A 23,662-nucleotide genomic window follows, 5' to 3' on the forward strand; every position below is an offset into this window, starting at 1 on the left:
GACAGAAATGGGGACAGGAGCCGGGCCCGGAACAGGAACAGGAACAGGGCCAGAAAGGGGAACAGGTGCCGGAACCGGAACAGGGCCCCAGGAACAGGCCCCGGAACAAGCCCAAGGTCCCGCCCCCGCCCCGTGGCGGGGGTTAGCCCCACCACCGATCCGGTGGGCGGCCGGATCCCCTGGGGCGGCGGCGCTCCGTACGGTCGTTCCAGAGTCCTTCCCGTACGTCATCCGAGTTCAGCAGGAGATCATCGTGGCCCCTCAGCAGCCCGTCCGGTGTGCCGGTCGTTCCGCCCGTGCGCGCGCCCGTGCCCGTGCTCTGGCCGTCGCCTCCGGTGTGCTCGTCACCGCCTTCGCCCTGAGCGGGTGCGGGACCGCGGCGGCGGACGACGACGAGCCCGAGCACCGCGCGTTTCCGTACAGCGGGAAGACGCTGAGGATCGACGCCGACAACACCTCCCTCGATCTCGTCCCGGCGGATGTGGACGAGATCGAGGTGACCCGGTGGTTCGACGGGTGGACCGCGATCGGCGGGGACGTGAAGAAGGTCTGGGAGGTCGAGGGGGACACGCTCCGGCTCGGCATCGACTGCCAGGGGCTGATCGACAACTGTGACTCGCGGCACCGGGTGAAGGTGCCCCGCGATCTCGCGCTGACCGTGGACAACGACAACGGCGCGGTCGTCGCCAACGGTTTCACCGCCGACCTGGACATCACCTCCGGCAACGGATCCGTGCGGGTCGGTGACCCGACCGGCCGGCTCGACCTGAAGAGCGACAACGGCCGGGTCGAGGCCACCGGTGTCGCCTCCCGCGACGTGGCCGCCAGCTCCGACAACGGGCGGGTCGAGCTGGCCTTCGCCGAGGTCCCCGACCGCGTCGACGCCAAGAGCGACAACGGCCGCGTGGGCATCCGCCTGCCCGACGGCGCCTACCGGGTCGAGGCCGAGGCGGACAACGGTGACGTCGACATCACCGTGCCCCGCGACGACCGCAGCGAGCATCACGTCACCGCGCGCAGCGACAACGGCGGGATCTCGGTGCGAACCGCGAACTAACCGGCCCGTGTGTTCGTTCCTCCCAGGTGGGACAATGTTCCCAGCCGGGTCGGGGCGGACCAGCACGGGAGAGGGATGTGACGGCGAGACATACGCGGCCGTACGCGCAGCGAGCACGCCGTCGATTCCCCACGGCCGGTGAGCCGGAGCCCCCGGCCGCCGCCGCACGACCTGCCGCCCCGCGGCCCGTCGCCCCGCGCCTGGTCGTGCCGCCGGGCGCCGCACCGCCCCCCGCGATACCACCACCCGCTGGTCCGGCAACCGGTCCGCCGCGGCGCGGCAGCAGCTCCCGCGGACCCGCGCCGGTGCCGGTGCCGCGGACGCCGGTGCCCCCGCCGGCCCTGCTGCTGCCCCTCGCCCTGCTGCCCGTGCTCCTCGCCGCCCTGCCCGCCGCCTTCACCGGCGGCGGTACGCGCCGCTGGTTCGGCGGGCGCGGCGACAGCCAGCGGGCCGGGGCGCAGGCCGCGAAGGACGACGCCGCGGCCGCCTTCTACGAGCTCGACTCCGCCCAGCGCGACCTGCGGATCTCCATGGAGACGATCACCGCCGTCGACAGTTCGCCCGCCGCCCGCAAGGCCGCCGAGGACTTCCGCGTCCTCGGGCAGCGCATCGACGAGGTCAGCCACCACTACATCACCGCCGTCGACTCCCACGACCTCGACCGCGACGACCTGGAGGCCTCCGCCGCGTCCCGCGCCCGCGCCGACCTCGTACGGGCCAAGGACGACCTGCGGCGGGTCAAGGCCGATCTCGACCGGTTCGCCCAGGGGCTGGGACCGCTGCTGGACAAGGCCGAGACGCAGCTGGCCCGGCTGGCGCCCGCCGTCGAGCGCGCCCGGCAGTCGCTGCTCGCCGCCACCCGGGCCCTCGACGCCGTGCGCGCCTCCGGGCTGCGCGCCGACGACCTCGCCGCGCGGCTCGCCGCCCTCTCCCCCGAGCTGACGAAGCTCAACGAGGGCGCCGGGCGGCACGGCGTGCCGGAGACCCTGCACCGCGCCGACGACGTGCTGCGCAAGGCCGAGGCGGTGCGCAGCGAGGCCGAGCAGCTGCCCGCCCGGGCCGCCGAGATCGACCGGCGGCTGGTGTCGCTGCGCACCCGCGCCCAGGCGATCACCACGCGTTCGGCGGGGGTCGAGCCGATCCTCAGCGAGCTGCGCCGCCGCTACAGCGCGGCCTGCTGGCAGGACCTCCAGCCGGTGCCGGACGAGGCGGCCCGTACGGTCGCCCGCGCCGAGCAGAAGCTCAAGGAGGCGCAGGCGGCGCGTGACGAGCAGCGCTGGCCGGACGCGACGGCCCTGCTGAGCACGGTGCGGGCGCTTCTGAACGACACCGACGAGGCCGTGTCCGCGGCCGGTGACCGGCTGCGGCGGCTGGACGAGGTCTCCTTCGACCGGTCCAAGGAGGTCGAGCGGACCCGTTTCGCGATCCGGGACGCGCAGCGGCTGGCGATGGCGGGCCGCAGCACCCCCGACCCCCGGCACGCCCGGCCGCTGGACGACGCGGTCGCCCGGCTGGAGCGGGCGGAGGCGGGGCTGGAGGGGCGGCACCCGGACTGGTGGCACTTCCTGACGGAGACGGAAGCGGTGCGGCGTACGGTCGCGCGGGTGGTGAGCGAGATCCGCGAGGAGCGGGGCGCGGGGGCGTAGGAGTACGCCGGGGCGGGTTCGGCTCGGCTCCGGGCCGCCCGGGCGGCCCCGGGACGGCCGTGGCGCTCCGGCTCGGTCCCGTACGCCGGGCGGTTCCTGCCCCCCCGCCCGGCTTGCCACGGGCGGGTCCGCCGTGCAGGAGTCCCCCGAGGGCGACCGCCGCGGCTCGGTCACCCGGCGTTGGATTGTTCCTGCCCCGCGGGGCTGCCGGGGTTGCCGGGCAGCCCCGCGGCGGGGCCGGCCAGGTACCGCAGCAGTCGCCCGTACGCCTCCGGGCGGACCGGCGGCAGCTCCGCGCGCGTGTCCGTCCGGCTCGCCGCGGCGGCCCGGGCCCTGTGCTCCCGGTCGGTGTACTCGCGCAGCAACCGCCGGTATTCGGATTCCCGCGCACGGTACGCGTCGTCCCGGTCACGCAGCCGCGGGGCCCATTGCAGCGCGGCGACGAAGACGCCCAGACAGAGCACCACGAAGCCCAGCGCCGCGAAAAGCTCCGAGAAGTCGAACTCCTCCGGCCGTTCCGGGCCGCCCCGCCACTCGCCGTCCTCCAGGCGGACCGGTCCGTCGTCCGGAGGGGCGGCCTCGCCGGCCAGCCACGCCTGCATCAGCAGTACGCACCCGAGGCCGGCCAGGCGGCCCGCCCCCTTCACCATGTCCTCGAAACCGCCCGGCGGCAGCCAGTCCCGGGGCCGCAGGAAGGGCGGCTGGTACGCCAGGCCGAGCGGCCCGGCCCGGCGGCTGCCGAGATACGACCACACCGCGCTGACCGTGGCGATCTGCAGGCACACCATCCCCACGGCCCGGGGCGAGTCACCGCGGCCGAGCCACAGCCAGTACCCGGCAGCGGTGAGCAGCCCCCACATGCCGTACCAGCCGATCGCCCGCCGGACCGCGCGGGAGCGGGTGCCGGGCCCTGTTCTCGCCGTCTCCGCCGCGGCCCACGCGCTCTCCAGCCGGAGCCGTTCCGTGCGGGCCGCCTCCGCCTCGCGGGTGAGTTCGTCGTGTGCCGCCCGGCGGCGCCGCTCGACGGCCGCCTGCTGTTCCTGCTGCCGCTTCCGCTCCCGCTCGGCGCGGCGCCGGTCGGTCTCCTTCTGCCGTTCGGCGCGTTGCCGCTCCGCGTCCTGCTGTCGCCACCGCCGGCTGAGTTGCTCCGCGGCCCGGTGGTCACGGAGCGCCGCTTCGGCACACATCCAGCGGGTGAACAGTCCCAGCGGTGTGTCCGGGCCGCCCGACGCCGCCAGGAGATCGTCGTACCAGAGCCAGGGTCCGGGCGGCGGGGTGCGGCTCTCGGCCTGCGCACGCAGGGCGGCCTCGGCGGCCGGATGGTCCAGGACGGTCAGCAGGGCCGGCAGCCGGGCACCGGCCGGCGCGTGATCGCCGGCCGCCTGCCGCCACCGGCTCCACGCCTTGTCCCATCGGCCCTGGACACCCTTCAGCCGGTTCAGCTCGCGGAAGTCCGCGAGGACACCGAGCAGCCCGTGGTTCTCGAGCGCGTCGGCGACGAGGCGGTCGTCACGGCTTCCCCGCCCCGGGCCGCTCAGACAGGCGGCCACCAGACGCTCGACGGTGACGCGTCGGCCGAGGTGAACGGCTTCCCCGTCCGGGTCCAGCCAGCGCAGGAGATGCAGGAGCTTCATCGAGGGCGGCAGGCTGTCGTTGGTGAGCCTCCGGTCGATCAGCTCGGCCCTGCCGTCGGCCCGGTCCTGCGCGCGGAGCCAGTTCCGCAGCTCCAGCCAGCCCTCGGACGGGACCTGTGGCGTGCCCATGCGATGGAAGAACTGCCGCTGGGCCTTGTCCCCGTGTGCGCGAATGGTGGCCGCCAGCTCGTGCGGGGTCTCATGGCGGACCCCCGCCAGCTCCAGCGCGGCGCGGGCTGGTGCTGTGGCGGGAGCCGACAGGCGCCCCCGGGCGGCCGGTGTCCCGGTGCGGGGTGTCCTGCCGGTCAGGCCGGTGAGGGTGGCGGCGAACTCGGGGTCGTGCAGGAGTCTCGCGCCGGGCACGGCTTCGAGGCGGCCGTGCTGCCAGGCGCTCTGGTCCCCGACCACCACTCCGACGAGCAGCCCGTCGGCGAACACGGCCGCTCCGGACATGCCCGACCAGGGGGACGCCCCGGCAGGCGGGGTCGTGGTGAGGTCCAGGGCGTACCGGTCGCGGACCATCGAGGAACCGGGTTTGAGTACGCACACGGCCTGGTCGGTGTCGAGCCGCCCGTCGTCGGTCACCTGAACGGTGGGGAAACCGATCATCTGGCAGCCTTCGACCGGCTCCAGACCGGACAGTTCCGCCCAGGTCACGGGCTCCATACGGGCCGCGGTGCCCGGCGGGACCAGCGGGGCCCCGGCCAGCAGCAGTGCCGCGTCACAGTCCGAGGTGCCGCTCCCCCAGACGAGCCGGCAGTCCTTCCAGCCGGTGCCGTTGATCGCGACAGCGCGGCCGCCGGGGCTGTCGCCCACGACGTGGCGTGCGGTGAGGACCAGGTTCGGTGCCAGCAGATAGCCGCTGCCCCGGCGGCCGGCCCGGACGGCGACGATGCGCGCCGGTTCGGGCCCCCGGCCGCCGCTCGGCCTCGGGCCGGCCGGGCTGCCGGGGAGGACGGTCACCGGCGCCGCACCGCGGTCAGACCGGAGGCGTCGGCGTCATCGGCCGACGAGATGTGCAGATTGCCGCCGGTGGGGTCTTTGGCGGTGAGCGTCAGACAGACCCGGTGCGTTCTCGTTCGCCCGGCCGCCGCCTCGCCCTCGGCGGAGGCGACGAACGCCCGTACTCCGCCCCGGAGTTTCGCGTCCCGTCGCAACTCGACGAGGAACTCCATCTCGATGGGCCCCACTTCGAACAAGATCTGCTGGTCCCCCGCTTGGGCGGCGGCCCGCAACAGCTGATCGCGCAGCGCCCGGACGGCTGTCTCCAGATCGATCTCGTCGCCCTTGAAACTCAAGATTGCCCCTTCCCCCAGGTGTTGGCAGCCCGAGCGTTGGCAGCCCTGAGCGGCAGGGTAGTGCTCCGGCACTCCGTCGTCCGCACACATGGCGGTTTCGGACGGACCGGCCCCGGCCGGTCGTGCAGGCGGCCCGGGCAGCACCCCGCTCGGTGGTGCAGGCGGACCGGGCAGCACCGCCGGTCGTGCAGGCCGTCCCGGCAGCACCCCGCTCGGTGGTACAGGCGGTCCCGGCAGCACCATCGGTGGTGCAGGCGCCGCCCGTACATGCCGCCCCGGCAGCACTCCGCACGGTGGTGCAGGCGGTCCCGGCAGCACCGCCGGTGGTGCAGGCGCCGCCCGTACATGCCGCCCCGGCAGCACTCCGCACGGTGGTGAGCGCACCCAACGGTCACCGGTGCGGCGGGTGGGCAGACGCCCGGGAGAGCCGTGGCCGAACCTCTGGACCACAGCTCTCCGGCGCCGCTATACCCTGGCGGCATGCCTCGCTACGAGTATCGCTGCCGGTCCTGTGGTGACACCTTCGAGCTGAGCCGGCCCATGGCCGAGTCCGCCGATCCCGCCGTCTGCCCGGACGGGCACGCGGACACCGTCAAGCTGCTGTCGACCGTCGCTGTCGGCGGTACGGCCGCCAGGGGCGCCGCCGCTCCCGCCGCGCCCTCCGGTGGCGGCGGCGGGTGCTGCGGGGGCGGCTGCTGCGGCTGAGCTGCCGCCGCCCGGATCGCGTCCTTCCCGCCGGGCACCGACATCCTGCCCGCCCGCACCCGGCTTCGGCCCGCCGGGCACCGATGTCCGGCGCGCCGGCCCCGCAGCCGGGCCCGCCGAGGGCCGGGCCCGGGCGGAGACCGCGGTCCAAGGCCGGCGGCCGCCCGGACCGGGTCCGGGGTCCGGGGTCCGGGGTCCGGGGTCCGGGGTCCGGGGTCCGGGGTCCGGGGTCCGGGGTCCGGGGTCCGTCAGATCTTGCGGGCCAAGGTCAAGCCGTCGGCGATCGTCAGCATCACCGACTCCACCCGCGCGTCGTCACGTACGTGCTCGTTGAACGCCCGCGTCGCCCTCCCCGATGCCGTCCTCGCCTCGGGGCCGGTGACCTCGCCGTGGAAGAAGACGTTGTCGACCACGATCAGCCCGCCGGGCCGGACCCTGGGCACCAGTTCGTCCCAGTAGGCGATCTGGCTCTCCTTGTCCGCGTCGATGAAGACGAGGTCGATCTCCGGTTCGGCGGGCAGCGCGCGCAGCGTGTCCAGGGCCGGGGCGACGCGCAGGTCGACACGGTCCGCCACGCCCGCCTTCTGCCAGGCCGTGCGGCCGTGCGCCGTCCACTCCTCCGACACGTCGCAAGTGATCAGCCTGCCGTCCGGGGGCAGGGCCTGCGCCATGCACAGCGCGGAGAGGCCCGTGAACGTGCCGACCTCGACCACCAGCCCGGCCCCCGTCAGCTTCACGAGGAACGCCAGCAGCGGGCCCTGGTCCTCGGAGACCTGCATCTGGGCACGCTCGGGAAGCAGTTCCCGGGTGGTGGTCACCAGTTCCCGCTGCACCGTGTCGAGCGGCGGATTGTTGGCCAGTACGTAGTCGTAGAGCTCCGGGGTGAGCGGGGTGACCTGGTTCGGGTCCAGCGCGCCGCGCCCGCCCGTCCCGGTCCGTCCCGTGCTGTCCTGCGCGTCAGTCATGCGGTCATCCTCACCCACGCCCGGGCCTCGCGCAGCAGGGATTCCACGATCGCCTCGCCGGCCGCCGCGCCCCGCTCCGACAACGCCGTGACGTGCGGCGCCGACCAGCCGGTGTCGGCCAGTTCGCCGTGGCCCGGGCGCCAGCCGGCGTCGCCCGCGAGCAGCAGATCGGCGTCCAGGAGCGAATCGCCCGCCGTGAGGACCCGGGAGGCGCCGGCGCGCCGGGCGGCCTCGGCGACGGCGGCGCTCTTGGTGAGCGGCTTCGGCACGGCGTAGATCTTCCGGCCCTGGAGGGACACCGTCCAGCCCTGTCCGTCGGCCCAGTCCGCGAGGTCCTTGACCCAGGTGTCGGGCAGCAGGTCGCGCTCGACGACCAGATAGGCGAACAGGTCCTCGGCCACCCGTTCCTTGAGCAGCCAGCCCGGATCGGCGGCGCGCAGCATGTGCTCGCGTACGGCGGCGAGCGGCGCGCAGCCGGCGTCGAGCGAGTCGCGCACCCGCCGCTGCCAGTCCGGGTCGGACTCGCCGTCGACCAGGAGGTGCCCGCCGTTGGCGCAGATCGCGTACGGGGGCGGCGGGCCGGGCAGCCGGATACGGCCGTACTGCTCGCGGGTGCGGGTGGTGGTCGGCACGAAGACGGCGGTGCGGGCGAGGTCGGCCAGAAGTCCGGCGGCCCGCTCGGTCAGATACGACAGCGGCTTGTGCTGGTACACCTCGACGCACAGCAGGCGCGGCGCGAGCGCGTCGGGCATGTCCAGGGCGAGGGCGGCGGCGGAGTAGACGAGGGTGCGGTCGAGATCGCTGGCGACCATGACCGGGCCGGAGCCGGACCCGGCCTCGGAAACGGGGCTCCCGCCGGACCCGGGACCGGACCCGGAAACGGGGCTCCCGCCGGACCCGGGACCGGACCCGGAAGCAGGGCTCCCGCCGGACCCGGGACCGGACCCGGGGCCCGGGCCGGGTCCACGGCCCGGGGGCGTAGCTGCACTCATGCCGGTGCGGGAGCCGGAGCCGGAGCCGGAACCGGAGTCGGAACCGGGGCCCGCGCCGGTGCACGTTCCCGTGCTCGTACTGCCGCTCGCTCCCGTGCTCCGGCTGCCGCTGCCGCTCGTGCCCGCTCCCGCTCCCGCGCCCGTGCTGCCACTGGTGCCCGTGCCCGCACTGCTGCCGCTCGTACGAGTGCCCGTGCTCGGACTCGTACTGCCGCTCGGACGAGTGCCCGGGCTCGTACTGCCGCCCGTACCCGTGCCCGTGCCCGTATTCGTGCCGGTCCCGGTCGCCGGTCCGCCCGTGTCGGTCATGCGGAGGTGACCGCCTTGCCGTCCGCGCCCGTCGCGCCGCGCGTGTAGCGGGGGTGGATCAGACCGACGCAGCTGTACGGCAGTTCGTCGGCCTCCTCCACGGGCACCCCGCGCTCCTCGGCGAGCAGCCGTACGTGGTCGAGGTCGGCGCCCGCGCCGCGCCGGGCCAGGATCCGCCAGGGGACGCGGCGCAGCAGGACGCGGGTGGTCTCGCCGACGCCGGGTTTGACGAGGTTCACGTCGTGGATGCCGTACTCCTCGCTGATCCGTTCGACGGCGGCCCAGCCCTCCCAGGTCGGCGCGCGGTCTCCGGAGAGGAGTTCCTTCGCGGCGAGGGCGGCGGACTCGGCGACCTCGGCGAAGCGGGCGGTGACGGTGTCGAGGAAGTGTCCTGAGAGGTCGGCGCCGGCGAGTTCGCGGTAGAACTTGCCGCCGTGGAAGTCGCCCGGGCCGACGAGGTCCGCGCGCAGCACGGTGCGCGATATGAGCCCGGAGACGGTCGAGTTGAGGCAGGCGGAGGGGATGAGGAAGTCCTCGCGGGTGCCGTAGGTGCGGACGCAGCCGCCGGGGTCGGCGAGTACGGCGATCTCCGGGTCGAAGCCCGTGATACCGGTCTCGCGCGAGAAGTCCTCGATCGCGGCGGAGAGTTCCCGGGTGATGGCGCCCTTGCCGGTCCAGCCGTCGACGAACACGACGTCGGCCGGGTCGTGGTGGGCGGCGAGCCAGCGCAGCGCGGTGGTGTCGATGCCGCGGCCCCGGACGATGGAGACGGCGTAGTGCGGCAGTTCGGTGCCGTGCGCGTGGTGCGCCCAGCGGCGCATCAGGATGCCCACGGGGGTGCCGGCGCGGGCGAGTGACACCAGCACGGGCCGGCCGGTGCCGCGCGCCGCGCCCTCGGCGAGCACGGTCCCGGTGACGGTGCCGACGGCATGGGCGATACGGGCGGCCGAGGCGTCGAGCGCCGAGTGGAACAGCCGCTGGTAGCGCTCGCCCGGCTGGTACTCGACGGGCAGCGACTCGGCGTAGTGCGCGCCGCCCCGTTGGACGGCCTCCTCGCGCTCCTCGGTGGGCGCTTCCAGCGCGACACCGGAGAGGTCCTGGAGCAGCCAGCCGACCTCTTCCGGCGCGTATGAGGAGAAGGCGGGGCCGCGGAGGGGTTCGGGCAGCATGCGGGGTACGACCTGTCGGTGCGGGGCGGGTGTTGCGCGGCGCGGGGCCGCGGGCCCGGCGGACCGGGCCTCGGTGAGGTCCGAGGGGGCGTACGGAGAAGCGTTCGCGGGGGCGTGCGCCCGGGCGTGCGCGGGAACGTACGAGGGCACGACCGCGAGCAGCACGCGGCCGGTGTGGGCGGCGAGCGCGGCGGCGAGGCCGTCCGGGGCGTGCAGCGCCGGGGTGTCGGCGGCGGAGTCGACCACGGCGACGACCGCGTCGAAACGGCGGGCGGGATCGCGGCCGGGGGCGACGTTGTAGGCGTACCGCTCGCCGGGTCCGTCGGCGGGGTCGTCGTGCGCGGGGAAAGTGATCCGGGTGCGGACGGCGTAGCCGGGGTCGTCCACGGCGAGGACGGGCGAGCGGGTGGTGGTCGAGGAGCGCACCTCGGTGCCGTCGCCCAGCGCGTCCTGAAGGGCCTCGGCGATCCGCAGCGGTGCGTACATCAGCTCCTCGCAGCCCAGTACGAGTACGCGCCGGGGGCGCTGCTCCGTCCCGCCGGGCGCGGCCGCGTGCGCGGGGGCCGTGCCGGGCGGGACCTCGCCGGGCGGCCCGTCGCCGGGCGGTGTGCCCAGGGCGGCGGCGATCCGGGCGGCCATGCCGGGCAGCGCGGCTTCCAGGGTGGCCCGGTGGGCCGGGGTGAAGCCGTGCCGGCCGCCGTCGGGCAGCCCGGCCGGCCAGCCGAGGTCGACACGGCGCACGGCCGGATGCCGGTCACCGGGCGCGTCCGGTGTGCCGGGAGCCGGGCGCGGGACCGGAACCGCCCCGGACGGAACCCCGGGCCTGCCGCCGCCCGGCTCTCCGCCATGCTCTCCGCCCGGCTCTTTGCCCAGCTCTTTGCCAGGCCTTCCGCCCGGTTCTCGGCCCGGAGGCACGGCCCCGGCCGCGGGCTCGCGCCCGGGAGCCGTTGCGGGCGCCTGTCCGCAGGCCGACTCGGGAGCTGTTGCGGGCGCCTGTCCGCAGGCCGACTCGGGGGCCGCTGCGGGCGCCCGTCCACGGGCCGCATCGGGCGCCTGTCCGCGGACCGATTCGGGAGTCGTTTCGGGCGCCTGTCCGCAGGCCGACTCGGGGGCCGCTGCGGGCGCCGCTTCGTGGGCCGCCACCAGTGCCTGGCCGCGCTTCAGCACGTCCTCCGGGAGCCGCACCGTGCCGGAGGCCAGGGCGACCAGGTCGACCCGGGCGCCCAGCTCCGCGGCGAACTCCGTGAGCGCGTCGCGGTGTTCGGCGCCGCGCATGTCGACCAGGGCGACGACGACGTACCGCTCGCGCGGGAAGCGCTCGTGCAGCGCCCTGATCGTGTTGAGCACCGTCCGGCCGGTCGAGAACTCGTCGTCCACGAGCACCAGCGGCCCGTCCCCCGCGAGCAGCTCCGGGTCCTCGGGCAGCAGCAGGTGCGAGGTGGCGTGGCTGTGCTCCTCCTCGAAGCCGCCGACCGGGGCGACGCCGGGCACCGGCCGCCGGGTCGAGTGGAGGTACGGAGCGAGTTCCAGCCCGTCCGCGACGCTGTGCCCGAGCCCGGTCGCCGTCTCGGCGTAGCCCAGGACGACGGCACGCGCGGCGTCCCCGTCGCCGAGCAGCGCCCGCACTTGGCGGCCCAGGCCCACCCCGGCCCCGTGGACCACGGCCGGGCGCTGCGGCACGTGCTTGCCGAGGACGTTGGAGACCAGCAGGTGAGCACGCTTGGGATTGCGCCGCAGCGCGAGGCCGAGCAGGTCCCGCAGGCCGGGCCCGGCCGGGTCGGGGGCCGTTTCGGTCAGGCCGACGCCGAGCCGCCCGGCGACCCACTCGCCGGACCATGTGTGCCGTTCCATGCCCTGGATGCCCCGTTCCTCTTCCCAGCTCCGTCGTGCGCCGTGCGCGCCGTTCCTCCGCGCCCCGGCCGCGCCGTCCCGCCGTGCGCCAAGTCTCCCAGCCCGGTGCGGGCCGCTCTCCGCCGGTCCTCCGGCCGGTCCTTTCTCCGGTTCCCCCGCCGGCCCGTCCCCCGGTCCTCCCGCCGCCCCTTCCCCCGGTCGCGTCATCCGAGCGCCGCGGCCGCCGCGAGCAGTTCCACGAAGCTCACGTCCTCCCGGGCCACTCCGAAGATCTCCGCGCGCAGCAGCGTCCGTTCGGCCCAGGCGCGGTGCGGCTTCACCTCGTTCATCTTGTTGGTGTACGCCGACCGCAGCACTCCGCCGCCGTTCGGCCCGGGGCGCAGGATGTCCTGCGCGTCGCTGTACTCCTCGTGGCTCACGACGGACAGCGCGTGCACGGGCGCGACATGCGAGGGATGTATGCAGGTCTTGCCCTGGAGGCCGTTGGCGCGGTCGAGTTCGATCTCGCGGAGCAGGCCGTCCATGTCGTGCTCGATGAGGGAGCTGCGAAGTTCCTCGGCGCGCCCGGAGAACGGGCTGTGCCGCAGCTGCGGTTTGAACATCCGCTCCTGGAGCCGGAAATACTCCCAGACCGGCCCGGTGACGGTGAAGCCGGTGCCGTCGGCCCGTCCGAGGGTGTTGACGACGTCCGCGATGACGGAGGCGACGAGCTGGACGTCGTACGCCGTCATGTCGGGTGACCTGCGCAGCCCGTACGCCGAGCAGAAGTCCGTCACGCCGAGGCGCAGCGCCAGCACCCGTTCGCGGTACTTGTCGACGGACCGCCGGATTCCGGCGAGGGTCTCGGCACGGCTCTCCAGATGCAGCAGCTCCGGGGACTCCAGGACGGGCATGGCGAAAAGCCGCCGTCCGGACAGGGTCTCCGCCTCGGTCAGCGCCTCCAGGAACGGAACGCCCCGTTCCTCGGTGAACTTGGGGAGTACGAATCCGGACAGCAGCCGCACCGCCGGGCCCAGCCGCTTCACCAGGTCCGCGATCTGCTCCGGTTCGCGCACCCGGACGAACAGCAGCGGCAGCTCGTCGCCGCGTTCCTCCAGGTCGGTGAAGCTCTGGACGAGGTTCTCCTCGGCCCCGCCGACCTCGGAGTCGTCGATGGAGTCCTCCAGGCACAGCACCATGGAGACCAGACCGCGGCCGGTCTGCTTGAGCACGTCCTCCGCCAGCCGGGGGCGGGTCGCCGGGCTGTAGAGCGTCGCTCCGAGCGCGAGCGCCAGGGTGCGAGCCGGGGAATCCTGCGTGAACGCGGCCGGTTCCCGGTGGAACAGAGCCTCCCTGGTGCCCGCCGGCACGTGCCCGAAGTGGCGCATTGGACTCCCTGCGATCTTGTGACGTTGTGACGCGATCTGGCCGGTAATCGTACGTTGGTCCGACGGTCAAGAGTTTCCCAAGGGCATGAAAATCTCGTAACCCGCGCGCGTCCGGGCCGTGTCGGGCTCCGCGCCAACCCGTCTTTCCCGTCGGGTCCCGGCCACTCCCGGCAGGCACCCGCGTTGTCCCGGAGGTGCCCGGGAGGGCAGGATGACGGCCATGACGCACGCGATGTTGAAGGGGTCGAACATCCCGCTGGACGCGACCGCCGTGCGGACGGTGCTCCGCTGGAATCCCGGCCCCCGGGTGCCCGATGTCGACGCCTCCGCCCTGCTGCTCGGCGGGGAGGGCCGCGTGCGGACCGACGAGGACTTCGTCTTCTACAACCAGCCCCGGCACCCCTCCGGCCTGGTCCGCCATCTGCCCAAGAAGCGGCTCGCGGAGGGGATGACGGACACCGTCGAGGCGGACCTGTCCGCGCTGGAGGCGTCGGTGGACCGGGTGGTGCTGGCCGCCTCGTCGGACGGCGGGACCTTCGGCGACGTACCGGACCTGCGGGTGCTGCTGTACGACGCGTCGCCGGGCACCCCGGCGGACGCCGACCCGATCGCGGTCTTCGACGTGCGGCCGGAGACGGGTGACGAGTCGGCGCTGATCTGCGGCGAGTTCTACCGGCGCGGCGACGCCTGGAAGTTCCGCGCCCTCGGCCAGGGGTACGACACGGGGCTGATCGGCCTCGCCACGGAGTTCGGCATCTCGGTGGACGAGAGCGACGTGGCGGAGGGCACCGTGCCGTCCGGCGGTCCCGGCCCGATGCCCGCGTCCGGGCCCGCGCCGTCCGGCCCGCCGCCCGCGCCCGGCACGCCCCCGGAGGCCGTCACCCAGCCGCACCCGGCGTCGTACGGCTGTCCGCCGCCCCCGCCGCCCGCGCACCCTCCGGCGCCCGCGGTGCCCCCGGCCGCGGCCGCCCAGGCCCCGCCGGCCGGCGGTCCCGCGTACGGCTACCCGCAGCACCCGGCGCCCGCCTACGGCTATCCGCAGCACGCCGCCCGGGTGCCGCCGCCGGACCCGGCGTTCACGCTGCCGCCGCAGGGGCCGCAGTTCCAGCCCGGCCGCTGAGCCGCGCCCGGGCCCGCCCGGAAGCGGCGGAGGCGGCCCGGGCGGCGGTCAGACCTTCTCCTTGTAGCCCCTGCCCCACTGGAGCCCCCAGCCGTAGAGCCGGTCCAGCTCGGCCTGGAAGCCGTAGACGTACTTGACCTCGCGGCGGACGATCAGCTCGTCCTTGACGTTCTCGATCAGCAGCACGGCACAGGAGCGGGCCTGTGGTGCGCGCTCGTCGAGGCTGATCTCCAGCCGTGGCCCGTTGCTGGGGTAGAGGGTGACGACCGCCTGGGTGCGGTCGAAGGCGGGGGTGCCGTCGTAGATGTAGACGAAGACCAGCAGCCGCTTGATCTCGTCCTTGTGGTCCAGATTGACGTAGATCGTCTCGCCGGAGGAGCCGCCGAACCGGTCGTCGCCGCTGAGCTTGACGTACGGCGGTGCGTTGACGTCGCCGAGGAAGTTGCCGAGCGGCTGTACGACGCCCTTGGTGCCGTCCTTCAGCTCGTACATGCACGCCAGGTCGAGGTCGATCTGGACGACGGCGGGGCCCTGCGCCTGCACCACCTCGGGCTTGAACATCTGGAACGGATGGCGCAGCAGCCCGCCGCTCACCCGGGAACGGCCGCCGATGTCGGAACTGCGCATCCGCCAGGAGAGGTTGACGCGGAGATTGCCGGTCGCGGCGTTCTGCTTGGTCAGGGACACCGTGGAGCGGCGTTTGGTGAGTTCTATCGCGTTCGAGGCGGCGCTGCCGCTGTCGAACTCCGTCCCCCGTCGCCAGTTGTTCCAGAAGGACACTGAGGAAACACCCCCACTGCTCGTCTCGTCATCCTGCTGCCACCCGCGCGTTGAGCGGACACGAACGCGGCGGGGCGGCCGCGAGGCCGGGGCGCCGGTCGTCGCCGGGAGTCCGCTGCCTCGTGGCCGCCCCGCACAGAGCGTTCCTCGTTCGGGGCGTGGTCACACACCCGGCCGGTACCCGGCCCGGTGATCACCCCTGGCGCAGGTCAGACGCCGGAGGTCACCTCGGTCTTCTTCTCGGCGTCGCCGCCGCCGTTCCCGGCCGCCAGGGCCTTGTTGCGGCGCAGCGACGACCAGAAGGACGCGGCGATCAGGCCGACCCCGATGAGGCCGGTGATGACCTCGGAGACGTGCCACTTGATGGTGATGAGCAGCAGTGCGGCGAGGGCGCCGATGGCGTAGTGGGCGCCGTGCTCGAGGTAGACGTAGTCGTCGAGGGTGCCCTCGCGGACCAGGTAGACCGTGAGCGAACGGACGTACATCGCGCCGATGCCGAGGCCGAGCGCCATCCAGAAGATGTGGTTCGTGATGGCGAAGGCGCCGATGACCCCGTCGAAGGAGAAGGACGCGTCCAGCACCTCGAGGTAGAGGAACATGAAGAACGCGGCCTTGCCGGCGAGCCCGACCATCGTCGGGTCCTTGCCCTCCTTGCGGGCCTCCTCCTCGGCCGCCTCCTCGCGCTCCTCCTCTTCCTCGAGCTTGTTCTCGAAGTGCCCGGACAGACCGCCGACGACCAGATAGGTGATCAGACCGGCGATGCCGGACAGCATCACTGTGCCTGATTTGTCCACATAGCTTCCGCCGTGCTGAGCCGCCTGGGTGGCGATGGTGATGGCGGAGACCAGCAGGACGACGAGGGCGACACAGACGGCGAGGCCGTCGACCCTCCCGAGCCGGGCGAGCGGGCGCTCCAGCCAGGAGATCCAGTGGTGCTCCTTCTGGTCGAAGAGGAAGTTCAGGAAGATCATCAGCAGGAACATCCCGCCGAAGGCGGCGATCGCCGGGTGGGCGTCGGTGACCAGCATCTCGTACTGGTCCGGATCGTCCATGGCCAGCTCGACGGCCTCGATGGGGCCGACCTTGGCGGTGATGGCCACGATCACGACCGGGAAGATCAGCCGCATACCGAAGACGGCGATCAGAATGCCGATGGTCAGGAAGATCTTCTGCCAGAAGGCGTTCATCTTCTTCAGCACGCCGGCGTTGACGACCGCGTTGTCGAAGGACAACGAGATCTCCAGGATCGAGAGGATCGCCACCACGGCGAAACCCTCCCAGCCCCAGAAGAAGGCTGCGGCGACCAGTCCGACGGCGGTGACGCCGAAGGACCAGCCGAAGGTTTTCAGGAGCACTGGCCACCCAATCGTGAGTACGGGTCCCCCGCGCGCAGTGCGCGGCTTTACGAAACGTTGACCCCGAAGTCTAGAGCGATGCCTCGCAGTCCCGACGCGTACCCCTGTCCGACGGCGCGGAACTTCCACTCTCCGCCGTACCGGTACACCTCTCCGAAGATCATCGCAGTCTCGCCGGAGGCGTCCTCACTGAGGTCGTAACGAGCGAGTTCGGAGCCGTCGGCCTGGTTCACGACCCGGATGAAGGCGTTGCTGACCTGGCCGAAGGTCTGGCCGCGCACATCGGCGTCATGGATCGACACGGGGAAGACGATCTTGTCGACATGCTCCGGGACCTTGCTCAGGTCGAGGATCAGCGACTCGTCGTCGCCGTCGCCCTCGCCGGTGAGGTTGTCACCGGTGTGCTCCACGGAACCCTCGGGGCTCTTGAGGTTGTTGTAGAAGACGAAGTATTCGTCGCCCAGCACCCGCCCCGACTGGCAGAGCAGGGCGCTGGCATCGAGGTCGAACGGCGCGCCCGTGGTCGAGCGGGCGTCCCAGCCCAGGCCGACCAGCACCTGTGTGAGGTTCGGCGCGGCCTTGGAGAGGGAGACATTGCCTCCCTTGGCGAGCGTCACACCCATGATCTGTTCCTCCCCGTCGTGGTGATTGCCTTGAGCGGTGGCCCCGTCGCGGCCGGCGCCGCACCTCGCCGTCGTGCCGGGAGGTGCGGCGCCGGGCGCTGCGGAGCGGTCAGACGTTGACGCCGAAGTCCTGCGCGATGCCGCGCAGGCCGGAGGCGTAGCCCTGGCCGATGGCGCGGAACTTCCACTCGGCGCCGTGCCGGTACAGCTCGCCGAAGACCATGGCGGTCTCCGTCGAGGCGTCCTCGGTCAGGTCGTAACGGGCCAGCTCGTTGTTGTCGGCCTGGTTCACCACGCGGATGAAGGCGTTGCGCACCTGGCCGAAGCTCTGCTGGCGGCTCTCGGCCTCGTAGATGGAGACCGGGAACACGATCTTGGCGACATCGGCGGGCACCCCGGCGAGGTTGACCTTGATCTGCTCGTCGTCGCCCTCCCCCTCACCGGTGAGGTTGTCACCGGTGTGCTCCACGGAGCCGTCGGGGCTCTTGAGGTTGTTGAAGAAGACGAAGTGCTGGTCGGAGGCGACCTTGCCCTCCGCGTTCGTCAGCAGCGCGCTCGCGTCGAGGTCGAAGTCGGTACCGGTCGTCGTGCGGACGTCCCAGCCGAGGCCGACGGTGACGGCGGTCAGGCCCGGCGCCTCCTTGCTCAGCGAGACGTTGCCACCCTTGCTGAGGCTGACTCCCACGCGTCCTCCCATGGATATGGGGGCACGGGCGTGACCTGCCCCCGTCGTGCGATGACATCGGTTCAACGGGATTGATCCTAGTGAGCGGCACCTCCGCGGGACAGGCTCTTCGGTCCGGCTTTCGCCGTCCCGGCGGGAGCCCGCCCCGCCGCCGCGCGACCGGCCCCGCTTCCCGCCCGACCGGCCGGCGCTCCCCCGTGACCGTGCCGCGCTCCCGTGGCCGGCCACCGTCCCGGATCCGCCGGGCCGGTCACCGCCGGTGCCCCGCCGGCCCCGCGGGGCACCGGCGGGCGTCCGGGCGTCCGCCCGCTCAGAGCTGGGCGAGCGCCTTGGCGTAGTCGTTCAGGTCCCGGGCCTCGGGGATGGCGTTGACGACGGTCCAGCGGACCACGCCCTCCTTGTCGATGACGAAGGTGCCGCGCACGGCGCAGCCCTTGTCCTCGTCGAAGACGCCGTACGCCCGCGAGGTCTCGCCGTGCGGCCAGAAGTCCGACAGCAGGGGGTACTCCAGGCCCTCCTGCTCGGAGAAGACGCGCAGCGAGAACGGGGAGTCGTTGGAGACCGCGAGCAGCTGCACGTCGTCGCCCGAGAACTTCGGCAGCTCGTCGCGCAGGGCGCACAGCTCACCGGTGCAGACCCCGGTGAAGGCGAAGGGGTAGAAGACGAGGACGACGTTCTTCTCGCCGCGGAAGTCCGAGAGCTTCACGAGCTCGCCGTGCTGGTTCTTCAGCTCGAAGTCAGGGGCCTTCGTACCGACGTCGATCACCATGCGCGCGCATCCTTCTCGTCCGTAGCGTGCCGGCCCCGGGTCCGTCCGCTTGGCTCGCACCCGGCCGCCGGCGATTCCGCCCCAGTCTGTCACCCGTCCGGCGGCAGTCGGCACCGTGCCCCCCGTGGTCGGGGACCACGGGGGGCACGGTTGCGGTGCGGCTCGGCGGGCCGTTGCCCGGCGGGGGTCAGCGCTTGCCGGAACGCGCGGCCTTCGGGGTGACCAGGCGGCTGCCGGTCCAGTCCTTGCCCGCGTTCACACTGCTGGTCTGGGCCAGCCCGGCGGTGCTGGCGGCTTCGCCGATGTCACTCGCCTCGACATACCCGTCGCGGCCGGTCTTCGGCGTCATCAGCCAGATCGGGGCTCCCGCGTCGATCATGGTGGTGGCGTCCACCAGCGCGTCCGTCAGGTCGCCGTCGTCCTCTCGGAACCACAGCACCACGGCATCGGCCACGTCGTCGTACTCCTCGTCGACGAGCTCCGTGCCGGTCAGTTCCTCGATGGCGTCACGCAGCTCCTGCTCGGTGTCCTCGTCGTAACCGAGCTCCTGGACCACCTGTCCGGGCTGGAAACCCAGCCTGGCGGCCGGGTTGGTCCGCTCCTCCGCGTGGTCCGCGGTCGCGCTCACGGATTGCCTCCTGTCATGTTCCGGGAAAATGCCTGTCACAAGCACCCCGCGCGTACGCGAGGTATTGGCCGTAGTCCACACGGGCCGAGCGGATCGCGCAAGTACCCGGCCGCCGATCCCGCCCAAACGTTGACTTCTCGCCGCAAGCCGCACGCGGCGCAGTGATTCGCGCCACAGACCCGCCGCGGCCCGCCGCCGGGTTGGGCGGCCGTGGGAGGCACTGGGCCGAACGGCCAGATACGGCCGTCGGCCGGGCCCTGCCGCCATGGGCGTATGGTTGCGATTTGGCCGACTTACCAGCCTCGGCCGAAAGACGACCGGTGTCTCACAGAGTGGCAGTTACCGCCCAGTAGAGATGACGTTTTCGCCTCTGCGGTCCACGATGGAGGCGGCGCGACACCAGCAGAGCACGAATCCACTGCGTGCACAGCACGAACGAAACTGCGTGCACAGCACGAACGAAACAGCGAAGGAACAGCGTGGCTTCCGGATCCGATCGCAACCCGATCATCATTGGCGGCCTTCCCAGCCAGGTCCCGGACTTCGATCCAGAAGAGACCCGGGAATGGCTCGACTCGCTCGACGCAGCCGTCGATGAGCGAGGCCGGGAACGTGCCCGCTACCTCATGCTCCGCCTCATCGAGCGGGCGCGCGAGAAGCGCGTGGCCGTGCCCGAGATGCGCAGCACGGACTACGTCAACACCATCGCGACCAAGGACGAGCCGTTCTTCCCCGGCAACGAGGAGATCGAACGCAAGATCCTGAACGCGACCCGCTGGAACGCGGCCGTCATGGTCTCGCGCGCCCAGCGCCCCGGGATCGGCGTGGGCGGGCACATCGCCACCTTCGCCTCCTCGGCCTCGCTCTACGACGTGGGCTTCAACCACTTCTTCCGCGGCAAGGACCGCGGCGACGGCGGTGACCAGGTCTTCTTCCAGGGCCACGCCTCGCCGGGCGTCTACGCCCGTGCCTTCCTGCTCGACCGCCTCTCCGAGTCCCAGCTGGACGGCTTCCGCCAGGAGAAGTCCCGGTACCCGGACGGGCTGTCCAGCTACCCGCACCCGCGGTCGATGCCGGACTTCTGGGAGTTCCCGACCGTCTCCATGGGCCTCGGCCCGATCGGCGCGATCTTCCAGGCCCGGATGAACCGCTACATGGAGGCCCGCGGCATCGCCGACACCTCCAAGTCGCACGTCTGGGCCTACCTCGGCGACGGCGAGATGGACGAGCCCGAGTCGCTCGGCCAGCTGTCCATCGCCGCCCGCGAGGGCCTGGACAACCTGACCTTCGTCGTGAACTGCAACCTCCAGCGCCTCGACGGCCCGGTGCGCGGCAACGGCAAGATCATGCAGGAGCTGGAGTCGCAGTTCCGCGGCGCCGGCTGGAACGTGATCAAGCTGGTCTGGGACCGCAGCTGGGACCCGCTGCTGGCCCAGGACCGCGACGGCGTGCTGGTCAACAAGCTGAACACGACCCCCGACGGCCAGTTCCAGACGTACGCCACCGAGACCGGCGCGTACATCCGCGAGCACTTCTTCGGCGGCGACCACCGGCTGCGGAAGATGGTCGAGGGCATGACCGACGACCAGATCCTGCATCTGGGCCGCGGCGGCCACGACCACAAGAAGATCTACGCGGCGTACAAGGCGGCCAAGGAGCACAAGGGCCAGCCCACCGTGATCCTGGCGCAGACCGTCAAGGGCTGGACGCTCGGCCCGAGCTTCGAGGGCCGCAACGCGACCCACCAGATGAAGAAGCTGACGGTCGACGACCTCAAGCACTTCCGCGACCGGCTGCACCTGCCGATCCCGGACAAGGAGCTGGAGTCGGGCCTGCCGCCGTACTACCACCCGGGACGGGACTCCGAGGAGATCCAGTACATGCACGACCGGCGCCAGGGCCTGGACGGCTACGTCCCGACCCGCGTGGTGCGGTCGAAGCCGCTGACGCTCCCCGGCGACAAGACCTACGCGACGGTCAAGAAGGGCTCCGGCCAGCAGTCGATCGCCACCACCATGGCGTTCGTCCGGCTGCTGAAGGACCTGATGCGGGACAAGGAGATCGGCAAGCGCTTCGTGCTGATCGCCCCCGACGAGTACCGGACCTTCGGCATGGACTCGTTCTTCCCGTCGTCGAAGATCTACAACCCGCAGGGCCAGCAGTACGAGTCGGTGGACCGCGAGCTGCTGCTCGCCTACAAGGAGTCGCCGACCGGCCAGATGCTGCACGACGGCATCACCGAGGCCGGCTGCACCGCCTCCCTGATCGCGGCCGGCTCCGCCTACGCGACGCACGGCGAGCCGCTGATCCCGGTCTACGTCTTCTACTCGATGTTCGGCTTCCAGCGGACCGGCGACCAGTTCTGGCAGATGGCCGACCAGCTCTCGCGCGGCTTCGTGCTGGGCGCGACGGCGGGCCGGACCACGCTGACCGGTGAGGGCCTCCAGCACGCGGACGGCCACTCGCAGCTGCTCGCCTCGACGAACCCCGCGGCCGTCGCCTACGACCCGGCGTACGGCTACGAGATCGCGCACATCGTCAAGGACGGCCTGCGCCGGATGTACGGCGAGAACAGTGAGGACGTCTTCTACTACCTCACCGTCTACAACGAGCCGATCCAGCACCCGGCCGAGCCCGAGAACGTCGACGTCGAGGGCATCCTCAAGGGGCTCCACCGCCTGAAGCAGGGCGACAAGGGCACCCACCCGGCGCAGATCATGGCGTCCGGCGTCGCGGTGCCGTGGGCGCTGGAGGCACAGCGGATCCTCGCCGACGAGTGGGACGTGAAGGCCGACGTCTGGTCCGCGACCTCCTGGAACGAGCTGCGGCGCGACGCCGTCGCGGCGGAGGAGCACAACCTGCTCCACCCGGAGGAGGAGCAGCGCGTCCCGTACGTGACGACGAAGCTGGAGGGCACCGAGGGTCCGAAGGTGGCCGTGTCCGACTGGATGCGTGCCGTTCCGGACCAGATCGCGCGCTGGGTGCCGGGGACGTACCAGTCGCTGGGCGCCGACGGCTTCGGCTTCGCCGACACCCGGGGTGCGGCCCGCCGGTTCTTCCACATCGACGCGCAGTCGATCGTGCTGGCCGTGCTGACGGAGCTGGCGAAGGAGGGCAAGGTCGACCGCTCGGCGCTGAAGCAGGCGATCGACCGGTACCAGCTGCTCGACGCCTCCGCGGCGGACCCGGGGGCGGCCGGCGGCGACGCCTAGGCGCTCGCGCGAGCCGCGGCGGACGACGGGTGGGGCCCGGACACCTTGGGTAACCTTGGGTGTCCGGGCCCCACGTCGTGGGAGAACGCGGAGAAGGGCGGGGGAACCCTGGCAGCACCCGGGGGAACGCAGCGACCCGGGGAGACGCAGCGGAACGCGGGGAGACGCAGCGGAACGCGAAGGAACGCAGGCTGAGAAGTACGGTGCCCCGGCGGGCCCCCGCACCCCGGCCTTCGCCGACGCCCGCGCGCACCGGGCCCACCGGTCCGCGCACCGGCCTCACCGGCCCCTCGTGCATGCGTACACCGGCCCGCGCGTGTGCCGACCGCACGCCGACACCGGCCCGCGTGCACGCCTACACCGACACGCATGCCGACACCGGCCCGCGCGCGTGCCGACACGCATACCGACACCGGCCCGCGCTTGTGCCGACTGCATGCCGACACCGGCCCGTGCGCGCCCGGTCCTTGCGGACGGCCCTCGCCTCAGGTGCCCGGCCGCGGTCGGCGGCGGGCAGGGACGTCCCGTGTGGTCGTCTGCCGCCTCACCGGAAGGGCACGGCGGCCGGGGTCTGCCGGTGCACCGGGGCGCCGACTCTCCGCCGGGGATGGTCCGGGCATGACGACGGCCGGCCCCTCGCGGAGCCGGCCGTCGCGCCGGGCCGGGGCGGCGGGTGTCAGATGAGGCCCGCCGTGGAGCCCGTGGCGCCGGCCAGCCAGAGGATCGACAGCACCGTGTCGACGGCGCCGAGGACCACGGCGACCAGCGCCGGGATGTGGCGGCTGCCGCTGTTCCAGCGGCGGCCCATCGAGAGCCAGCCGCAGACGATCGCCACCGGCCCCAGGACGATGCCCAGGACGAAGAATCCGGCGACCGCGCAGACCAGCCCGATGATCCCCAGAGTCGCGCGGTCCGGTCCGCTCCCCGACCCCATCCGGCCGCGTGAGCGGAGGTTCCTGCGCGTGCGGGGGTTTCCCAAGCCCGTCATGTTCCCTCCAAAGGGTTGTCCTTCGGGCCTGTTACCCGGGTACCCCCGCACGGCGGGAGCACTCGTCGGCGTCAGCGCTCCCAGATCTTGAAGGCCCTTACGCGGTACGGGGTTTGGGGCACCCAGGTGCCGCCGCCGGGGTAGGTGTCGAACTCTCCGGTCTCCCCGCACTCGGCGCTCTGGTAGGTGGTCACCGGCCGCCCGGTGCGGTTCGCGAGCGCCTGGGCGGACGTACCGGAGGGGAGCGGGACACAGCTGTCGACATCGGTGCCGGCGAGTTCGTGGACGGTGCGGGGGCCGCCGTAGCGCGGGCGTTCCCAGAGGCACAGCTGACCGGCCGAGCAGGCACCGGCGGACGGCGCCGCGGCCGCGGAACCGGCGGACCCCGCAGGTGCCGGGGCCGCGGCGGCATCTGTGGAACCAGCGGGTCCCGCGGATGCCCCGTGGGCCGCGGAACCGGCGGACCCCGCAGGTGCCGGGGCCGCGGCGGCATCTGTGGAACCAGCGGG

The 23,662-nt window shown here is 72.9% G+C and carries 20 protein-coding genes; 6 read left to right on the forward strand and 14 right to left on the reverse strand.

Annotated features, from left to right (window positions below):
* Positions 1–253: 253 nt before the first annotated feature.
* Both GCU69_RS29575 and GCU69_RS29580 read left to right on the forward strand, forming a co-directional pair.
* The gene (locus GCU69_RS29575; protein WP_235978784.1) at positions 254–1,057 is read left to right on the forward strand and encodes a DUF4097 family beta strand repeat-containing protein; all 804 of its coding nucleotides are present in this window, start codon (positions 254–256) and stop codon (positions 1,055–1,057) included.
* Positions 1,058–1,383: 326 nt separating this feature from the next.
* On the forward strand, positions 1,384–2,703 hold the full coding sequence (locus tag GCU69_RS29580) for a hypothetical protein (protein WP_235978785.1): 1,320 nt from the start codon (positions 1,384–1,386) through the stop codon (positions 2,701–2,703).
* A gap of 170 nt (positions 2,704–2,873) precedes the next feature.
* Here GCU69_RS29580 and GCU69_RS29585 read toward each other — a convergent pair whose 3' ends face one another.
* Complete coding sequence (locus GCU69_RS29585) at positions 2,874–5,300, reverse strand: trypsin-like peptidase domain-containing protein (protein WP_156207730.1); 2,427 nt, start codon at positions 5,298–5,300, stop codon at positions 2,874–2,876.
* Complete coding sequence (locus tag GCU69_RS29590) at positions 5,297–5,635, reverse strand: trypco2 family protein (RefSeq protein ID WP_098755109.1); 339 nt, start codon at positions 5,633–5,635, stop codon at positions 5,297–5,299. Before GCU69_RS29590 ends, GCU69_RS29585 begins: the two co-directional genes overlap by 4 nt.
* Positions 5,636–6,115: 480 nt before the next feature.
* Here GCU69_RS29590 and GCU69_RS29595 point away from each other — a divergent pair, with 480 nt between their 5' ends.
* On the forward strand, positions 6,116–6,340 hold the full coding sequence (locus tag GCU69_RS29595; protein ID WP_098755108.1) for an FmdB family zinc ribbon protein: 225 nt from the start codon (positions 6,116–6,118) through the stop codon (positions 6,338–6,340).
* A 248-nt stretch (positions 6,341–6,588) separates the two neighbouring features.
* Here GCU69_RS29595 and GCU69_RS29600 read toward each other — a convergent pair whose 3' ends face one another.
* Positions 6,589–7,305 (reverse strand): O-methyltransferase, encoded by a 717-nt coding sequence (locus GCU69_RS29600; RefSeq protein ID WP_156207731.1) that lies wholly within the window; start codon positions 7,303–7,305, stop codon positions 6,589–6,591.
* Positions 7,302–8,117, reverse strand: coding sequence for an HAD family hydrolase (locus GCU69_RS29605; RefSeq protein ID WP_156207732.1), 816 nt, complete (start codon positions 8,115–8,117; stop codon positions 7,302–7,304). Before GCU69_RS29605 ends, GCU69_RS29600 begins: the two co-directional genes overlap by 4 nt.
* A 178-nt stretch (positions 8,118–8,295) precedes the next feature.
* On the opposite strand from GCU69_RS29605, the gene GCU69_RS29610 reads away from it, so the two are divergent.
* Positions 8,296–8,616, forward strand: a complete 321-nt coding sequence (locus GCU69_RS29610) for a hypothetical protein (protein WP_156207733.1) — start codon at positions 8,296–8,298, stop codon at positions 8,614–8,616.
* Here GCU69_RS29610 and GCU69_RS29615 read toward each other — a convergent pair.
* A complete protein-coding gene (locus GCU69_RS29615; RefSeq protein ID WP_156207734.1) occupies positions 8,603–11,626 on the reverse strand; it encodes a phosphoribosyltransferase in 3,024 nt (1,007 codons plus the stop codon). The two genes, GCU69_RS29610 and GCU69_RS29615, sit on opposite strands and share 14 nt — an antisense overlap.
* 203 nt (positions 11,627–11,829) lie before the next feature.
* Positions 11,830–12,993 carry an HpcH/HpaI aldolase/citrate lyase family protein gene (locus GCU69_RS29620; protein ID WP_156207735.1) on the reverse strand — a complete coding sequence of 388 codons (1,164 nt, stop codon included), beginning with the start codon at positions 12,991–12,993 and terminating at the stop codon, positions 11,830–11,832.
* 220 nt (positions 12,994–13,213) lie between these two features.
* On the opposite strand from GCU69_RS29620, the gene GCU69_RS29625 reads away from it, so the two are divergent.
* Entirely contained in the window at positions 13,214–14,113 is a 900-nt protein-coding gene (locus tag GCU69_RS29625; RefSeq protein WP_156207736.1) for a TerD family protein, read from the forward strand.
* A gap of 48 nt (positions 14,114–14,161) precedes the next feature.
* Here the strand turns inward: GCU69_RS29625 and GCU69_RS29630 are convergent, their stop codons facing one another.
* The 6 genes from GCU69_RS29630 to GCU69_RS29655 form a co-directional block, all read right to left on the reverse strand.
* Positions 14,162–14,893: a TerD family protein gene (locus GCU69_RS29630; RefSeq protein WP_098751708.1), complete on the reverse strand. Its 732-nt coding sequence runs from the start codon at positions 14,891–14,893 to the stop codon at positions 14,162–14,164.
* A gap of 209 nt (positions 14,894–15,102) precedes the next feature.
* Complete coding sequence (locus GCU69_RS29635; RefSeq protein ID WP_098751709.1) at positions 15,103–16,248, reverse strand: DUF475 domain-containing protein; 1,146 nt, start codon at positions 16,246–16,248, stop codon at positions 15,103–15,105.
* Positions 16,249–16,295: 47 nt separating this feature from the next.
* Positions 16,296–16,871: a TerD family protein gene (locus tag GCU69_RS29640; protein WP_098751710.1), complete on the reverse strand. Its 576-nt coding sequence runs from the start codon at positions 16,869–16,871 to the stop codon at positions 16,296–16,298.
* Between the two features lie 109 nt (positions 16,872–16,980).
* Positions 16,981–17,556: a TerD family protein gene (locus GCU69_RS29645; protein ID WP_098751711.1), complete on the reverse strand. Its 576-nt coding sequence runs from the start codon at positions 17,554–17,556 to the stop codon at positions 16,981–16,983.
* Positions 17,557–17,866: 310 nt separating this feature from the next.
* On the reverse strand, positions 17,867–18,325 hold the full coding sequence (locus GCU69_RS29650) for a peroxiredoxin (RefSeq protein WP_098751712.1): 459 nt from the start codon (positions 18,323–18,325) through the stop codon (positions 17,867–17,869).
* Between the two features lie 187 nt (positions 18,326–18,512).
* The gene (locus GCU69_RS29655; protein ID WP_098751713.1) at positions 18,513–18,953 is read right to left on the reverse strand and encodes a DUF3052 domain-containing protein; all 441 of its coding nucleotides are present in this window, start codon (positions 18,951–18,953) and stop codon (positions 18,513–18,515) included.
* A 479-nt stretch (positions 18,954–19,432) separates the two neighbouring features.
* On the opposite strand from GCU69_RS29655, the gene aceE reads away from it, so the two are divergent.
* A complete protein-coding gene (aceE, locus tag GCU69_RS29660) occupies positions 19,433–22,165 on the forward strand; it encodes a pyruvate dehydrogenase (acetyl-transferring), homodimeric type (RefSeq protein ID WP_098751714.1) in 2,733 nt (910 codons plus the stop codon).
* 676 nt (positions 22,166–22,841) lie between these two features.
* On the opposite strand, the gene GCU69_RS29665 is transcribed toward aceE, so the two are convergent.
* Together GCU69_RS29665 and GCU69_RS34195 are read right to left on the reverse strand one after the other, a co-directional pair.
* Entirely contained in the window at positions 22,842–23,153 is a 312-nt protein-coding gene (locus GCU69_RS29665) for a small hydrophobic protein (RefSeq protein WP_098751715.1), read from the reverse strand.
* 71 nt (positions 23,154–23,224) lie between these two features.
* On the reverse strand, positions 23,225–23,662 hold a 438-nt coding region (locus tag GCU69_RS34195), incomplete at its 5' end, for a peptidase inhibitor family I36 protein (protein WP_235978786.1).

It is taken from the genome of Streptomyces lycii (genome assembly GCF_009735685.1).
In the GTDB taxonomy this organism is placed as follows: Bacteria; Actinomycetota; Actinomycetes; order Streptomycetales; family Streptomycetaceae; genus Streptomyces; species Streptomyces lycii.

What these genes read in the sequence shown, in the direction of transcription:
- GCU69_RS29595 (WP_098755108.1), top strand. Translation starts at nt 6,116, where the DNA reads ATGCCTCGCTACGAGTATCGCTGCCGGTCCTGTGGTGACACCTTCGAG.
- GCU69_RS29600 (WP_156207731.1), bottom strand. Translation starts at nt 7,305, where the DNA reads ATGACTGACGCGCAGGACAGCACGGGACGGACCGGGACGGGCGGGCGC.
- GCU69_RS29605 (WP_156207732.1), bottom strand. Translation starts at nt 8,117, where the DNA reads ATGGTCGCCAGCGATCTCGACCGCACCCTCGTCTACTCCGCCGCCGCC.
- GCU69_RS29610 (WP_156207733.1), top strand. Translation starts at nt 8,296, where the DNA reads ATGCCGGTGCGGGAGCCGGAGCCGGAGCCGGAACCGGAGTCGGAACCG.
- GCU69_RS29615 (WP_156207734.1), bottom strand. Translation starts at nt 11,626, where the DNA reads ATGGAACGGCACACATGGTCCGGCGAGTGGGTCGCCGGGCGGCTCGGC.
- GCU69_RS29620 (WP_156207735.1), bottom strand. Translation starts at nt 12,993, where the DNA reads ATGCGCCACTTCGGGCACGTGCCGGCGGGCACCAGGGAGGCTCTGTTC.
- GCU69_RS29625 (WP_156207736.1), top strand. Translation starts at nt 13,214, where the DNA reads ATGACGCACGCGATGTTGAAGGGGTCGAACATCCCGCTGGACGCGACC.
- GCU69_RS29640 (WP_098751710.1), bottom strand. Translation starts at nt 16,871, where the DNA reads ATGGGTGTGACGCTCGCCAAGGGAGGCAATGTCTCCCTCTCCAAGGCC.
- GCU69_RS29650 (WP_098751712.1), bottom strand. Translation starts at nt 18,325, where the DNA reads ATGGTGATCGACGTCGGTACGAAGGCCCCTGACTTCGAGCTGAAGAAC.
- GCU69_RS29665 (WP_098751715.1), bottom strand. Translation starts at nt 23,153, where the DNA reads ATGACGGGCTTGGGAAACCCCCGCACGCGCAGGAACCTCCGCTCACGC.